Annotated in this window: 18 protein-coding genes and 1 tRNA gene; 6 read left to right on the top strand and 13 right to left on the bottom strand. The window is 63.4% G+C overall.

Annotated elements, in window-relative coordinates; translation table 11 throughout:
• Window positions 1–217: 217 nt before the first annotated feature.
• The 4 genes from RFA01S_RS10905 to RFA01S_RS10890 all read right to left on the bottom strand — a co-directional run bounded on the left by RFA01S_RS10905 (window position 218) and on the right by RFA01S_RS10890 (window position 4,124).
• The gene (locus RFA01S_RS10905; protein WP_162182895.1) at window positions 218–1,102 is read right to left on the bottom strand and encodes a glycosyltransferase family 2 protein; all 885 of its coding nucleotides are present in this window, start codon (window positions 1,100–1,102) and stop codon (window positions 218–220) included.
• A 167-nt stretch (window positions 1,103–1,269) separates the two neighbouring features.
• A complete protein-coding gene (locus tag RFA01S_RS10900; protein ID WP_235580006.1) occupies window positions 1,270–1,890 on the bottom strand; it encodes an acyltransferase in 621 nt (206 codons plus the stop codon).
• The gene (locus tag RFA01S_RS10895; RefSeq protein ID WP_094714916.1) at window positions 1,887–2,729 is read right to left on the bottom strand and encodes a glycosyltransferase family 2 protein; all 843 of its coding nucleotides are present in this window, start codon (window positions 2,727–2,729) and stop codon (window positions 1,887–1,889) included. The genes RFA01S_RS10900 and RFA01S_RS10895 overlap by 4 nt, the downstream gene beginning before the upstream one ends.
• 261 nt (window positions 2,730–2,990) lie before the next feature.
• Entirely contained in the window at window positions 2,991–4,124 is a 1,134-nt protein-coding gene (locus tag RFA01S_RS10890) for a hypothetical protein (protein ID WP_174557237.1), read from the bottom strand.
• 82 nt (window positions 4,125–4,206) lie between these two features.
• Here RFA01S_RS10890 and RFA01S_RS10885 point away from each other — a divergent pair, with 82 nt between their 5' ends.
• Window positions 4,207–4,437, top strand: a complete 231-nt coding sequence (locus RFA01S_RS10885; protein WP_032407577.1) for a hypothetical protein — start codon at window positions 4,207–4,209, stop codon at window positions 4,435–4,437.
• Window positions 4,434–4,754: a hypothetical protein gene (locus RFA01S_RS10880; protein WP_139278429.1), complete on the top strand. Its 321-nt coding sequence runs from the start codon at window positions 4,434–4,436 to the stop codon at window positions 4,752–4,754. Before RFA01S_RS10885 ends, RFA01S_RS10880 begins: the two co-directional genes overlap by 4 nt.
• A gap of 49 nt (window positions 4,755–4,803) precedes the next feature.
• Here RFA01S_RS10880 and RFA01S_RS10875 read toward each other — a convergent pair.
• The 5 genes from RFA01S_RS10875 to RFA01S_RS10855 all read right to left on the bottom strand — a co-directional run bounded on the left by RFA01S_RS10875 (window position 4,804) and on the right by RFA01S_RS10855 (window position 8,886).
• A tRNA-Ala gene (locus RFA01S_RS10875) sits at window positions 4,804–4,876 on the bottom strand.
• A gap of 56 nt (window positions 4,877–4,932) precedes the next feature.
• A complete protein-coding gene (gene sepX / locus RFA01S_RS10870; RefSeq protein WP_032371228.1) occupies window positions 4,933–5,805 on the bottom strand; it encodes a divisome protein SepX/GlpR in 873 nt (290 codons plus the stop codon).
• 149 nt (window positions 5,806–5,954) lie between these two features.
• A complete protein-coding gene (locus RFA01S_RS10865; protein ID WP_032364078.1) occupies window positions 5,955–6,602 on the bottom strand; it encodes a GNAT family N-acetyltransferase in 648 nt (215 codons plus the stop codon).
• A 37-nt stretch (window positions 6,603–6,639) separates the two neighbouring features.
• Window positions 6,640–7,899 carry a molybdotransferase-like divisome protein Glp gene (gene glp / locus RFA01S_RS10860; RefSeq protein ID WP_027496053.1) on the bottom strand — a complete coding sequence of 420 codons (1,260 nt, stop codon included), beginning with the start codon at window positions 7,897–7,899 and terminating at the stop codon, window positions 6,640–6,642.
• Window positions 7,900–7,932: 33 nt separating this feature from the next.
• Complete coding sequence (locus tag RFA01S_RS10855; protein ID WP_027496052.1) at window positions 7,933–8,886, bottom strand: UTP--glucose-1-phosphate uridylyltransferase; 954 nt, start codon at window positions 8,884–8,886, stop codon at window positions 7,933–7,935.
• 106 nt (window positions 8,887–8,992) lie between these two features.
• On the opposite strand from RFA01S_RS10855, the gene RFA01S_RS10850 reads away from it, so the two are divergent.
• The 4 genes from RFA01S_RS10850 to mscL all read left to right on the top strand — a co-directional run bounded on the left by RFA01S_RS10850 (window position 8,993) and on the right by mscL (window position 11,403).
• The gene (locus RFA01S_RS10850; RefSeq protein WP_052060763.1) at window positions 8,993–9,589 is read left to right on the top strand and encodes a 5-formyltetrahydrofolate cyclo-ligase; all 597 of its coding nucleotides are present in this window, start codon (window positions 8,993–8,995) and stop codon (window positions 9,587–9,589) included.
• 143 nt (window positions 9,590–9,732) lie between these two features.
• Window positions 9,733–10,077, top strand: a complete 345-nt coding sequence (locus RFA01S_RS10845; RefSeq protein ID WP_027496050.1) for an FmdB family zinc ribbon protein — start codon at window positions 9,733–9,735, stop codon at window positions 10,075–10,077.
• An 89-nt stretch (window positions 10,078–10,166) separates the two neighbouring features.
• On the top strand, window positions 10,167–10,829 hold the full coding sequence (locus RFA01S_RS10840; RefSeq protein WP_032407579.1) for an RcpC/CpaB family pilus assembly protein: 663 nt from the start codon (window positions 10,167–10,169) through the stop codon (window positions 10,827–10,829).
• Between the two features lie 94 nt (window positions 10,830–10,923).
• On the top strand, window positions 10,924–11,403 hold the full coding sequence (mscL, locus tag RFA01S_RS10835) for a large conductance mechanosensitive channel protein MscL (RefSeq protein ID WP_027496048.1): 480 nt from the start codon (window positions 10,924–10,926) through the stop codon (window positions 11,401–11,403).
• Window positions 11,404–11,513: 110 nt separating this feature from the next.
• Here mscL and RFA01S_RS10830 read toward each other — a convergent pair whose 3' ends face one another.
• The 4 genes from RFA01S_RS10830 to RFA01S_RS10815 form a co-directional block, all read right to left on the bottom strand.
• Window positions 11,514–11,957 (bottom strand): hypothetical protein, encoded by a 444-nt coding sequence (locus RFA01S_RS10830; RefSeq protein WP_032407580.1) that lies wholly within the window; start codon window positions 11,955–11,957, stop codon window positions 11,514–11,516.
• 142 nt (window positions 11,958–12,099) lie between these two features.
• The gene (locus tag RFA01S_RS10825) at window positions 12,100–12,897 is read right to left on the bottom strand and encodes an MspA family porin (RefSeq protein WP_032388586.1); all 798 of its coding nucleotides are present in this window, start codon (window positions 12,895–12,897) and stop codon (window positions 12,100–12,102) included.
• A 564-nt stretch (window positions 12,898–13,461) separates the two neighbouring features.
• Complete coding sequence (locus RFA01S_RS10820; protein WP_027496045.1) at window positions 13,462–13,653, bottom strand: hypothetical protein; 192 nt, start codon at window positions 13,651–13,653, stop codon at window positions 13,462–13,464.
• Between the two features lie 8 nt (window positions 13,654–13,661).
• Window positions 13,662–14,159 carry a MogA/MoaB family molybdenum cofactor biosynthesis protein gene (locus tag RFA01S_RS10815; protein WP_197077495.1) on the bottom strand — a complete coding sequence of 166 codons (498 nt, stop codon included), beginning with the start codon at window positions 14,157–14,159 and terminating at the stop codon, window positions 13,662–13,664.
• Between the last annotated feature and the right edge of the window lie 49 nt (window positions 14,160–14,208).

The raw sequence follows: 14,208 nt of genomic DNA, 5'->3' as shown, positions 1-14,208 counted from the left end.
ACGCCCCCGCCTGCTACACGGCCGCCCGACCGGCCCACCCCGACTCGACTCTCGGATACCCGCGGGTCGAAGAACTACGAGACAGTAACACCGCGTCGGCGATCACGCGGGCCTGTATCGAACCGTGGGGCCGGTTCCGGGGGCGCAGCAGATACAGCGAGTCTATCGGCGCTACCGATCGGACAATCGTCGCGTACCGCTCGAATCAGCCGTGAATTCACTCGGCCGACGCCGTGGTGGCATATTCGCCATCGCGAACAGGTGACGAATATTGTTGCGATGTCACGCCCTCGTTCGAATGCGACACCGGCAGAATTCGCGGCTCGCATCCGGACAAAATTCGAGTCAACGGCCAATGCACGGTATGCAGAATCATGTCCGCGATCAACAGTCGACGCAGCGCCTTGTTCGCCAAATCGTGGTGGGCCCATGTTCGGTAGGAACTGAGCACATAATGACGATATTCGAGGGGCGGAGTCAGCAGCCGCCGACCGGACACCTCGACGCACATCGTTTTGATCAGCGCGATCTGGAGACCGACGCGGTACAGGCACAGCGAGAGATCGATATCCTCGTGCAGGTCGGTACGCAGACTCACGCGGTCGCGGGCGGCTTCCCAAGCGGAGCGGCGAATGGCGAAGTTGTTACCCGAGGCCGCCGAGACCCGTAACTCGTCGGGTTTGCGCTTGGTGGAGTAGTCCACGTACGCGCCGTACGGTGCAGCCCACGGGGAGTCGTACAGGTAGATCGGCCCGGTCACCGCCGCGTAGTCCAGTCTGCGGTCGAAGAAATCCAGAATCGACTCGGCCCAATCCGGAGCTACCCGAGTGTCCGCATCGATACGTCCGATGATGGATCCTTCGGCCCGATCGAAACCGGCGTTGCGCGCATGAACGACGCCTCGCTTCGACTCCCGGACCAGAACTATCTCCGGAAACCGGCGGCTGTAGCTCGCTACCACGCCGGCGGTATCGTCGGTGGAATTGTTGTCCACCACGATTATTTCGTGAATGTGTTCACGTTGCGCCAATAAAGCGTCCAGGCATCCACCCAAATGCGCCTGTTCGTCGAATGCGGGCACAACAACAGAAAGAGTGTTCACAACGCCAACCCCTGACACCTTTTTGGCAATGCGTAGCTCGACAATTTCCGAAGCGAATGCAAAGAGTGCCGAGCCTCTGACGCAGATGATGCTACATCATCAATTCGACGAAATAAGTCGTCCAATTTCGGATCGATAATAGCCTTTTGTCGATATCGACAAGCGCTTTATCGATCGTTCGTCAGAGTATTGCTCTCGAAATCAGGCGTCGCGCCCGCTATGGCTCGCGCGTCGGGTAGATCGTTCAACTCCCGGCGACGAGCGGCTGGACTGCCGACGTACACCGCGTCCGGTTCGCAATCCTTGGTCACCAACGAGTTCGCCCCGATGATGCATCCCTCACCGATGCGGACCCCGGGCATGATCACCACACCGGACCCGATCCACGTGCCTCGCCCGATGGTGACCGACTCGCCCCGCAGCAAGCCTGCCCGTCGCCACGACGGTCCGACGTCATGGGTACTGGTGATGATCCGAACGTGGTCCGCCAGGAACACATCGTCACCGATCACGATGTCGGCAACAGTGTCGAAGTGGCACCCGAAATTCACGAAGACCCCGGTGCCCATCCGTACCGACCCGCGACCCTGGATCATCGCGCCGCCGTATATCAAGCACGGCCCGTCCGTCCGGACTCCCGCCGGCCGCAGCAAGGTCGCCCGCAGTACCGCCGGAACGAACGGCAGGTTCGCCACCGACACGAGGGTTGCCTGACGCATCTGAAAGAGGGCCCACTTGACGTTCGACGAGTCGCTCGCCCAGGTCGGGATCAGGGAGCGCAGGTTCACGCGGCCTCTCGCATCCGTTCGTCGGAGAGCGCACGGTCGTCGACGGGTAGCGCGCGCGAGGGCACCGCCGAGAACATTCTCGAGATGGGCCAGCGCAGCGTGTGCAGGAGCCAATCGATCGCAACGATCCGGGCCAGCTTGGCCGATGCGAGCCCGTGCTCCTTGTAGGAGCGGTAGCCCGCGATCGCGTAGTTCACGTACTTCACCGGAGAGGTAGCCGATCGCCGGCCGGAGACCGCAGCCTTCATACGGCCGTTCTGAGCAAGCGGCAACTTCTTGCCGACCAACGACAAGCACAGATCGATGTCCTCGTGCACGCAGGTCTTGTCGCTGACGACATCCCGAACCTCGTGCCAAGCAGATGCGCGGATTGCGAAATTGTTGCCCGATACCGCCAAGGCGCTGCGCACCGACGGGTCGCGCTGCTCCGCTCGAGCATGTTGCCACGCCAGAGGCCGGGCCCACGGCGACTCGTACAAGTAGGTTCGCCCGCCCGCTGCCGCAACCGTGGAGTGCTCTCCGAAGAATTCGATGATGGAGCGTGCCCACCCGGGCCGGACGCGCGTATCGGCGTCTATGCGGCCGATGATGGACGACTGCACGAGATCGAAGCCTGTGTTCCGGGCATGCACGACGCCCCGATTCGGCTCGTGCACCAACTGCACCTTGTCATTGACCTCGCACAGGGTCTCGACCAGATCGAGCGTCCCGTCGGTCGAGCCGTTGTCCACCACGACGATACGGTCTATGCAGTTTCCCTGATCGAGCAGCAGATTCAAGCATTCGCCGATGTGGTCGACCTCGTCGAGCACCGGAATTACCACACTGAGAGTGTTCATTTCGATCCCCTGATTGAATTCGACACCTACCGAACGCGCAGGCACGCGTATAAAGATACGACATCAGCCACGCGAACACTAAAGTCAGCCGAAGAAGCAGCCCCAGCTCAGAGCGCCGAAAACTGCAGCGTGACGCGATTATCGGCGCTAAGCAATCCAAAAGACCGTTTCGGGTCAATGGTGCTCATAAGACGTTCGAAAGAATTCGATTCCCGTTAATAATCGAATGTTGTTCGAATCCGCCATATTGCCGGAAATGCCTCAGCTCACGCGACGACGTATGAGGCCGATGGATATCGATCGTGCTCGTCGTAAATACGACGCAGCCTGTCGCCAGCGCCGTCGGCGGATCGCCGTGTCTACTGCCGCAACCACACCATCGTCGGTCACGCCTGCCTCTTCCATGGCAGCAAGCCCGTTTCGCAGGTGGTGGCACTGACGGTTCGTCAACGTCAAGGACCTGACCGCATGGAGATCGATGGGTCCTGGAAGGGCAGCACTCTCCGCACCTGCAGCGGCCAACCCGATCTTCGTCCTGATGCACTTGAAGCACACTCCGCAGTTGAATCGACCGTCGCGATTCTCCCAGCACACCCGTAGATGCTTCATCGCCGTCTCGTCCAGGCCTATCCGCCGGAGCTTGCCGAGCCGATTCACCTCCAACTCGTGGTGATCGAACGTGACACTGCTACTCGACCACAGCGGGTCCAGATCGGGATGGGAACCCCACGGCAGCAGATCCCAGCGACTGTTGGACGACGGAATCATGACGGTGCTCACATGCTGCGACAACGCCAGCCCCACGTGAGCCAGGGCGGCTCCGTGAAGGTCGTATCCCCAATCGAGCGGCAATCGGTCTCCGAACGCCGACCTCAACGTGGTCTTGACCTCGATCAGCGGCTTGCCGAGCTCCGCGGCCGCGTCTCGGGCACTGGCCAGTGCCCGAGAGGCCAAATCCTCGTTCCCGGCGGAGATGTCGAAACCGTGAACGAATATCAAATGGGTGATGCGATCGGATTGGGTGATTGCCGAATAGAAGCTGTCCACGCCTCCACTGAAGAAGCAACCCACCCCTCGGCCGTCGGACAGTGCATCGGAAGGTTCAGCCGATACCGATATCCCATGAAACCGTCTGGGATACCAGTCGAGAAACACTTTCTGCGCCTCGGGAGCGCCTCGAAGTGCCGTCGAATCCACCGGGCCGTCGAAAGCGATACTCCACTTCTTTCGCATTCCCGCTACCAGCATCGGAGGAAGCCACGGAGTCGCCGAATGGTCCAACTCGTAATTCGACGCGGTGGTCACCACAGCCTCTTTGCCGAGAGGCGTCACTATCCGGGCCGCAATTCGATGAGCCTCGGTGTGCTCGACATGCACGGTCATCTGGCTGGTCACCGTATGAAGTGTGACACAAGCGCCGGCGACGTAACGCCGCACCGACAACTTACGGAACCGGCTGGTCGGTAGGGTCGGATGTGTGCACACGGTCAGGATCGAGACTGCCCTGTACGACGACGTCGAACTCGTCTATCAGGACGACTCCGTGGCCGGCTACTACCTGTCGACGCCATCCAGCCGCGTCACGTTCGTTCGCACCGGACCGCAGACCGCGGACAGGACTCCCCTAGGCACCCGACGGTCCACAGATATTCGCGCGACGGTCGGCGGTGACCCGATTGCGGTGCACTGGGGTCCGCACGAGTCGTGAAACGCTCGTATCGAGTACGTCTGGCCTACCGAGACCGCGTACTAATGCTTGCCGCGAAAGACCTCGAGTCCAGCGCACTGATCCGCGGCGACACGGACCGCGGCAACGACTCGTTCGGCGACCTCACTCGCGAGTACGACGGCGGAGTGAGCGCGTTCTGGGGCCTACCGTTCACGTTCTTGCGCACGAAGCTCGAACCGCCGACGCCGACGGCGGACGAAGCGTTGGTCGGCATGACCGCCGCAGCGGCATTCGGCACCGGAGGACTGTCCGTCACCACGATCGCAATGAGTGCGCTGAGCTCTGTATTGCCTTGATTCACAACGAAAGCCGCCACTCGAGGTGAGTGGCGGCTTCGTTTCGGGGTGGAGCTGAGGGGAATCGAACCCCTGACCTTCTCGATGCGAACGAGACGCGCTACCAACTGCGCCACAGCCCCGTTTGCCGTCGTCTCGACCGGCTGGGCAACTCTAGCAAAGCCCCTCGGGACCGCTGTTACGCGCCCTGTGCCCGACGGAAATCGCCGTCATCGTCGCGGCGTGCCTGGAACGGCTCCTCGTAATGATCGAGATGCTCGAACTCCGGGTCCTCGTCGTCGATCTCGAGCACCACGGCTCCGGGTCGACGCAGACGCTGCGGCACGAGTTCGAGCTCTTCGTCGGTCTCCGATTCCACACCGAGGCGCGAGCGACCCATGCGGGTGAGTCGTCGTCGACGAATCTCTTCTTCGATCTGCACCTGCCTGCGCAGGTAGTACAGGTATCCGACGAGGACTGCGACGGACAGTCCGCACAGCCACCACACCGTCGGGGAGATGATGAACGCCAGTGCCGCGGTCGTGATGGCGGCGAACACCAGGCCGAGAACCGCGCGCTGACGGAAGGCGTATCGGGCGGCCCGGGCGATGGCGTCGGCCTCGGGATCGAATCCGCCGCGGCCGCGTCGGCGAGGCACGAAGTCGTCGTCGACGACTCCCGGCTCGTGTGCGGGAGAGCTCGCGCGAGGTGCGTCGTGGACCGGTTCGTCGCGTTCGAGGTCGTTTTCTTCTTCTGCGTGAGTGTCCATGGGGTCCTCCGCGGTACCGGGTAGATCGGGTGAGTCCGAACGAATCGACGCGAATTTCGGGCCGAAGATCTCGCTGGCGGGCGCGGAGACCCGCAGGTCGTCCTCCGGCCGCCAGTCGGGATCACTGCGGTGGCCGGTCGCGGGGCCGCGCTGCTTGCGCTTGGTGCCACCCCGATGCAACACGCGCGTGGCGAGTGCTGCGTCCGTGGTCTGCATGATCTGCGGACGCTTGGTCATCAGCATGGGAAGAAGAACGAAGAGCCAGACGGCCACGAGACCGATCCAGATGATCGAGTTCGGCATCGGCGATGTTCTCCTTCCTCAGGCGACAGCGACAGTCGAGACGCCCTCAGGTTATGTGGAGCAGGTGCGAGAACCCCGCAGACGCGCCGACCCGAATTACACTCCTGTCACTTTGACAACATCTGCAACCGAACACCGTGGAGTGAGCGCTATGCCCACGCAGCCCTGCCCGCGCGGACCAATCGATCGACGACCGATCCCTGCACCTCTCCCGAGGTGATCGCGACGAGTTTGTGGTCGCGCCACTCGCCGTCGACGTCGAGGTACTTGTAGAGCAGGCCCTCTTCGCGGAAACCGACGTTGCGCAGCACGGCCTGGCTGGCGAGGTTCTCCGGACGCACCGTTGCCTCGACGCGGTGCAACCCGACCGGTCCGAAACAATGATCGAGTCCGAGCGCCAGCGCCGCGGTGGCGACACCTTTGCCGTTGACTTCCTTGGACACCCAGTACCCGATCCACGCCGACCGGAGCGCGCCCCGCACGATGTTCCCGGTGGTGATCTGCCCGCAGAATTCGCCGTCGACCTCGATCACCATCGGCAGCATGTGCCCCTTGCGTGCCTCGGACTTCAGGCCCGAGCACAGTGTGGGCCACGAGGAGATGTGGTGTCGGGAATTCCAACTGCCCTCACCGCTCGGCTCCCACGGCTCGAGGTGTGCGCGGTCCTGGGTGCGGATTCGACTCCAGGAGGCTGCGTCGCGCATGCGGACGGGCCGAACCGTCACCGTTCCCCCGGCCACTCGCACTGGACCCAATTTCGCCGGCCAACCCGGGTGGCTCGACCACGTTCGCGGCATCAGTCGATCGTATGCGCTGCGCGTGTGAGCGCGTGCGTCAGCCGCGCTGAGCGAGGAACGAGACCTTCACTTCTTCGCCGGTTCGGATCTCGGTGACGTCGGGATCGATGACGACCAGGCAGTTCGCCTCCGCGAGTGTCGCGAGCAGATGAGACGACGAGCCCGGAGCACCGCCGAGAGCCTGGACGAGATATTCGCCGGTGCCCTCGTCGCGCATCAGTTGCCCTCGCAGGAATCCCTTGCGGTCCTCGATCGATGTGATCGGTGCGACGGTCCGCGCGGTGACGGTCCGGCGCAGTGGCTGGCGACGGCCGAGTGCGATGCGAATGAGTGGACGGACCATCACCTCGAACACCACGAGCGCGCTGACGGGGTTGGCAGGCAACAGGAACGTGGGCACCTCGTCGCGTCCGAGCTGGCCGAATCCCTGCACCGAGCCGGGGTGCATGGCAACCCGCTCGACTTCCATGTCCCCGAGTTCGCCCAGCGCCTCACGGACGCCATCGGACGCGCCTCCGCCGACCGCGCCTGCGATGACGACGATCTCGGAGCGGATCAGCTGGCCTTCGACCACTTCACGCAGTCGCTTGGGGTCGGTGCTCACGATGCCGACGCGGTTCACGTCGGCTCCGGCATCGCGTGCTGCAGCAGCGAGGGCGTAGGAGTTGACGTCGTACACCTGGCCGGGCCCGGGGGTCCGATCGGTATCGACCAACTCCCCGCCCACCGAGATGACCGACAACCGCGGACGCGGGTGCACCAGCACCTTGTCGCGTCCGACGGCGGCCAACAGGCCGACCTGCGCGGCACCGATGATCGTTCCCGCCCGCACGGCCACGTCGCCGGGTTGAACGTCGTCGCCGATCTTGCGCACGTAGTCACCCGAGCGAACCGGACGGAACACCTTGACACGGGCGCGGCCGTTGTCGGTGCGATCCAGCGGCAGGACTGCGTCGGCCAACGTGGGCAGCGGCGCGCCGGTATCGACCCGCACGGCCTGACGCGGCTGCAGCCGGATGGGCTGACGCGAACCCGCGGAGACCTCGCCGACGACGGGCAGCGTCAGGTCGATGCGCTCGTCTTCCTCGTTACGCAGGTCGGTACCCGCGGAGGCGACGTCGACACTGCGTACGGCATAACCGTCGATCGCGGCCTGGTCGAAGCCGGGAAGGGGACGCTCGGTGACCACTTCCTCGGCGCAGAGCAGACCCTGCGCTTCCGAGATGGCGACCCGAACAGGCCGTGGAGCCACCGCCGCTGCGGTCACCCTGGTCTGTTGATCTTCGACCGAGCGCATCTGGCCCTTCCTCTATGGCATCGACCCGCGATGCTATTCGTACGTCGTCAGTTCCGGTGCCCAGCTGTCGCTCAAGCGTTCGTTCAGCCATTCACGCAGCGCGGGACCGTAGTCGTCGCGCTGCAAAGCAAAGTCAACCGCAGCGCGTAGGTATCCCCCGGGATTTCCGAGGTCGTGTCTCGATCCACGATGCACCACCACGTGAACGGGATGGCCCTCCTCGATGAGAAGTGCGATGGCGTCGGTCAGCTGCAACTCGCCGCCGGCACCGGGCTCGATGCGTCGCAACGCGTCGAAGATAGCGCGGTCGAGCAGATAGCGGCCCGCGGCAGCCAAGTTGGACGGTGCCTCTTCCTTCTTGGGCTTTTCGACCATGCCGGTGACTTTGAGGACGTTCGGATTGACCGCGTCGGGCACGATTTCGACGGAGAAGACGCCGTAGGACGAGACCTTGTCGTCGGGAACCTCGATGGCGCACAGCACCGAGCCGCCGCGCTTGGCGCGCACCCGGGCCATGACGTCGAGCACACCGCGGGGCATCACCAGATCGTCGGGCAGCAGCACCGCGACCGAATCCTCGTCGTCGTCGAGTGCTTCCTCGGCGCATGCGACGGCGTGACCGAGTCCGAGCGGTTCGTGCTGAATGACCGATTGCACGTCCAGAAGCTTGGGGGCGACGCGTACCTTCTCAAGCATTTCGAGCTTTCCGCTCGCTTCGAGCTTCTTTTCCAGAACGAGGTCCTCGACGAAGTGGGCGACGACGCCGTCCTTGCCGGGAGAGGTGACGATGACCAACCGTTGTGCACCGGAATCTGCCGCTTCTCCGGCGACGAGCTCGATACCGGGAGTGTCGACGACCGGAAGTAGTTCCTTCGGAACGGTTTTCGTGGCCGGCAGGAACCGGGTACCCATGCCTGCGGCGGGGACGATGGCCGTGCGGAAGTGCACAGGCGTGGCGGCGGTCGTCGCTGAAGCGGCTTCTGTCATGGTGCTCACCCTATCCGTGGTTTCTGGAGATTGGCTCGGCGTGTGCCCCGTTCGACCCCCGAGTGCATATCGTTGAACGACAGCACGAGAGGGAGAGTGAACCGTTGTGAGCGTTCCCGAATTTTCGGAGAACACGCCGAAGGATCTGTGGCGGGAGCATGTCCTCGCCGAACGCCGACTGCTCGACGATGCGCAACGCGCGATGGAGTCCTCCGCACTCTGCCATGCCGTCGGCGAATTGGCGGCCGAACACTCGGTCGTGGCGGCGTACGTTCCGATCGGCCGGGAGCCGGGGTCGATCGAGATGCTCGACGCGATGGCCGCGGCCGGAGCCACGGTTCTGCTACCGAGTGCCCATGAGCCGGGGCCGCTGAAGTGGGCGCGTTACGAGGGTCGCGATGCGTTGGTGCGGGCACCGTACGGGCTGCTCGAGCCGTCGGGTCCACTACTCGAGCCCGACGCCGTCGGGCAATGCTCGGTGGTGCTGCTACCTGCGCTGGCCGTCGATCGACGTGGCGTCCGGCTGGGCCGCGGAGCCGGGTTCTACGACCGGACTCTCGACCTGTGCAGTCCCGAGGCCATGCTGGTCGCCATCGTGCGCGACGAGGAGCTGTTCTCCCGGCTACCGGCCGAACCGCACGACCGCCGCGTGACGCACGCGCTGACTCCCGGCGGCGGGCTCGTACGCTTGGGTACGGAATAACGCTACGATTCGATTCGTTGGCACTCCTGACTGTAGAGTGCTAATGCTCTCCCCAGTTTCGACGAACAGACAAGACACCGGCGGTGTTCGGCCTCGGCCAGCAGAGCGCGAACCTCCTCGGTGACCAGCGCGGAGGAAACACGATGCCCACCTACTCATACGCCTGCACCGAGTGCGACAACCGCTTCGACATCGTCCAGTCCTTCACCGACGACACGTTGACGGTATGCCCGGCATGCTCCGGCAAGCTTCGCAAGTTGTTCAATTCGGTCGGCATCGTCTTCAAGGGCAGCGGCTTCTACCGCACCGACAGTCGGGGCAACTCCGGCACCGCCAGCGAAGGCGCGAGCGAGAAGAAGTCCGACGCCGCGGCCACGAAGTCGGAGACCAAGAGCGACTCGAAGCCGGCCGAGAAGAAGTCGTCGGATTCGTCCTCGTCGAGCAGCTCCTCCTCGTCCTCCACCACGAAAGCTGCTGCCAGCCAGTAGTTATCGGATCCATCCACAGGCCGGTCTGTTATCCACAGGCCGGCCTTTTCGGTCTCTTCAGGCCAGTTGGGACCGCTACCGTTCCGGTCATGGCTGCCCGCAAGAACCGACTGGACTCGACGCTGCTCGACCGCTTCGCTCAGCGTCCCGCGTGGGTGGGATCGGTGAAAGTTCGACGCATCGCCGCGGGCATTCTGGTGGCCGTCGCAGTCCTGCTGTTCGTCGACGACGCCGCAGGCGACGATCGCGTCCGCGTCGTCACGGCCGGCCGCGACCTGACGCCGGGAACGATACTGACGCCGGCCGATGTTGCCGTCGCCGAATGGGATTCGGCCACGGTGCCCGACGGCGCAGTGCTCGATTCCGCCGACGTGGACGGACGGACACTGACCGGACCGGTTCGAGCAGGTGAACTGCTCACCGATGTCCGGCTGTTGGGCTCCCGAACCGCCACCGCGGCGCTGGGGGCCGAGGCACGCGTCGTACCGGTGCATCTCGCCGATGCGGGCGTGACCGACCTACTCAGAGAAGGCGATCGGGTGGACGTCCTGACCGTCGAAACTCAGGAGAACTCCGAAGCCCCACCTGCAGCTCGGATACTGGCGTCGGGGGCGATGGTGGTGCTCGTCTCCGCCGAGGCCGGCGGGGGTCGGCAACGAGATCGGGTGGTGCTGCTCGCCCTACCGACCGAGGATGCGACGACGGTGGCAGCCGCGTCGCTGGTGAGCGCTTTGACGGTGACATTGCATTGAGTCGGTGCCCGGGCGATTCACGGGGTCCGAAGTCGATCGATCTGGGTTAACGTCTGGCGAGACCGAAACATACCAAGAGATCGGAGAGCGGCTCATGCTGAAGGGATTCAAGGACTTTCTGTTGCGAGGCAACGTGGTCGACCTCGCGGTCGCAGTCGTCGTCGGCGCAGCATTCACGGCAATCGTCACTGCGTTCACCACGAACATCATCAACCCGTTGGTCGCCGCTGTCGGTGGCAGCAACGAACTCGGGTGGGGAATCAAGATCCTCAGTAGTAACGACGCCACGTTCATCAATATCGGCGCGGTCATCACGGCGATCATCAACTTCATCATCATCGCCGCGGTCGTGTACTTCGTGCTGATTCTGCCGGTGAACACCGCGAAGAAGCGCTTCGTCAGCCAGCCGGAGAAGGAACTGAGCGACGTCGACGTGCTGGTGCAGATCCGCGACATCCTCGCAGGGGGAACCGCTGCAGGACAGAAGCTTTCGACCGCGGCCGACACCACCGGCGGCAGCGGCGAAGCAATCGATTCGCCCTCCCCCGACCTCGGTAAGCACTCGAAGGACTGACACCGGTCTGCTTCGACGAATGAATGCGCCAGTCATGCACTCTGAGTGCATGACTGGCGCATTCATTCGTTGTGGGGCGTGCGACAGGCCGTGAGGGCCCCGTCAGGCGATCAGTTGGTGAATGTCGACAGAGGTAGTGCGTCTAGGGTGATCGTGGTTCCTTCTGTCTCGCACGCCGACGCCACGGCTGCGCCGTTGTCGACGAAGGCCTTGCCCGATTCGCTGCCTGTAGTCGAAAGATCCAGGGTGTCGGCTGGCAACGCGTCAACAAACGTGGTTATCGAACTGGCGACGTCGCCCGACGCAGTGCCGGGAAGCGCAACTAGCTTGTCGACGACGGCCTGCTTGTCGGCGGTCCACTTCTCGATGTTTTCGGCGGACCCCGGCCCGGCACCTACGAGCCCAACCAGTGCATTGTGGTCGGTCGCGAAGTTGGTGCAGGCATCGGCACTCTCACCTGTCGCTGCGGACTCGTCGTTACTGCAGCCGGCGGCAAGTCCGAGCGCCAGCAATGCGCCCGCGGCAGCGGCGGCAAATCGGGCTTTCGAGTACATCGTGGCTTCGCGCCTTTCGTAAGGGACAACTGGTCGGGTCCGAACGTAGTTCAGGCCCGTACGGAGTGATCCGTACGGGCCTGAACTTTTCTCGGTGTATTGCAGGTGAATCTAGGTCACCCTTGTAAAACTGACAGCGAAATCAGTTGAGACGAACCGGAACACCGTAGGTGATGGCCGTGTCGCCCGTGGCGCTGGTCAACGAAACGTACGGACGGATCGTCACGTTGCCGAGGATCTCGGTCGCCGTTCCGTGCAGGTTAGCGACCTGGATCGAGCCACTCGTGCCTGCTGCGTCGCCTTCAGCGGAGGTAATGTCTGCCGAATCGTTCTTAACCGCGTAAGCACTCTCGGACTGAACAACGCCGGGGCCGTTGGTCAGGGCAATGGTGCCGGTTGCCTGCGGGAGAAGGTCGACTCCGACGTCGAGGCCGGACGTGCTCTCGCCGACACCCTCGATGGCGGCACCAGCCACGAATGCACCGAGTCCGCCGGGCGAAAGCAGCTGACCGGCGGTCGAAGTGCCCGTGACGGTGCTCGTGTTCGAGGAACCGATTCCGAGCTTTGCGGTGGGCGATGCCCACGAAACCGTGACGCCTCCGCCGAGGCTCATCGGGTAACCGATCTGGTAGCCGATCTTGAGGGTGCCTTCGAAGTCGTCAGCCGAAGGGCCCTGGACGTCGTAAGAAGCCTTGCCGTTGGCGAACCACTCACGGGTAAGCGGGCTGCCGTCGAGGGGAGCGACACCGTTGATGAAGGTGTCGGACAGCGTCACCGTGATGGTGTTTCCATCAGCGTCGACGACCGAGTTGGAGCTGTCGACAGCGGCGGAAGCGGTTCCGGTACCGAGTACCAGGCCGACTACCGAAGCGCTGGCAGCAACTGCGACGCTCATGGACTTGAGTCCCCGGCTGCGCCGCGACTTCTGGATCTCCGTCATTTATTCCTCATCATGTTCAGTCCCAGCGCGGTGTCGCACGGGGAAGCTTGTGGCTTTCACCCTCGAACTGAATCGCACGCGTCAGTGTGTGCGAGCCCGAGCCGGATGGAGCCTGAAGGCCACATCCTCGATTGTTCAGTTCCGAGATGAAGGGCGCGGCACCGGTTGGTCCCACGCCCTGATCCCTTGGAAGCTGAGGGGAACATTAGAGGAGATGCCTGACCGTGACAATCCCTACGATCGACGCCCAAACGTTGCCATCTCGTGATGTGTTTCGTCGGCGTGAACATCTTTCACACCCGTGTTAGCGATAACCTGCGTCACAGCATCTCCCGAGAAGTGGAAACCGTTACAGGAGCCGATCAGGAGTAAAACGACCCTGATATGGGAAGACGCAGCGGGAGTCCTGTCCGGATTGCACGATTGGACCGTTCCACACCCCGCCTGTGGTGTCCGTTTTCGGCGGCTTCGCCCGGCACTACCGCCGGGTAGGTCGCTAACGACAGGTAAACGACTAACTAACAGAGCTGTCATTCCAGCCAGTAAAATGTGTTGTGGATCACACTAAAAGTAATGGGGTGGTCGCTGCTGCTTCAACCAATCGACCGACAAAGAGTCGCCATCGGGCCCGTCGGCCCGGTCGTCTCCCGTGGTCTCCGGCAGCACGTCACCGAAGATACGAGCGAGCCGGGCCCGTTCTGCTCGGGCCCGGCTCGCTTCGTCGTCCGGTCGATTCTCGATCGGCTCGTCGTTCATCGCAGTGACTACGCGTCCAATCCCGACAGCTCGGCGATGACCTGACTCGCCAGTGGCGTCAATGTCGCCATACCGTCACGGATGGCGGCACGGGACGACGCAAGGTTGACCACCAGCGTGCTGCCCGATACTCCGACCAGTCCCCGCGACAGGCCTGCGTCCAACGATCCGGCTGCCAAACCGGAAGAACGCAGCGCCTCACTGATTCCCGGTATCTCGCGATCGAGCACCTCGGCCGTGACGTCGGGAGTCACGTCGCGAGGCGAGACACCCGTGCCGCCGACGGACACCACCAGGTCGACACCGCCGATCACCGCAGTGTTCAGCGCATTCCGCACGTCCACTTCGTCGGCCGTCACTGCCACCACACCGTCGACCAAGAAACCGGCCTCGGTCAACAGTTCGGTCACCAGCGGACCCGTCGAATCCTTCTCGTTGCTGTGAGCTGTCCGGTCGTCCACGATGACGACCAACGCGCGGCCGGCCAAAGGTGCGTCGAGTTCCATACCGCTCACCGTAGTAGTAAGGCCCGTACCCGGCTCACGCTGTGCGTAA

Source organism: Rhodococcoides fascians NBRC 12155 = LMG 3623 (assembly GCF_001894785.1).
Taxonomy (GTDB): Bacteria; Actinomycetota; Actinomycetes; order Mycobacteriales; family Mycobacteriaceae; genus Rhodococcoides; species Rhodococcoides fascians.
The sequence above is the reverse complement of the archived record's forward strand: the minus strand, read 5'-3'. Positions and strand labels throughout refer to the sequence as shown.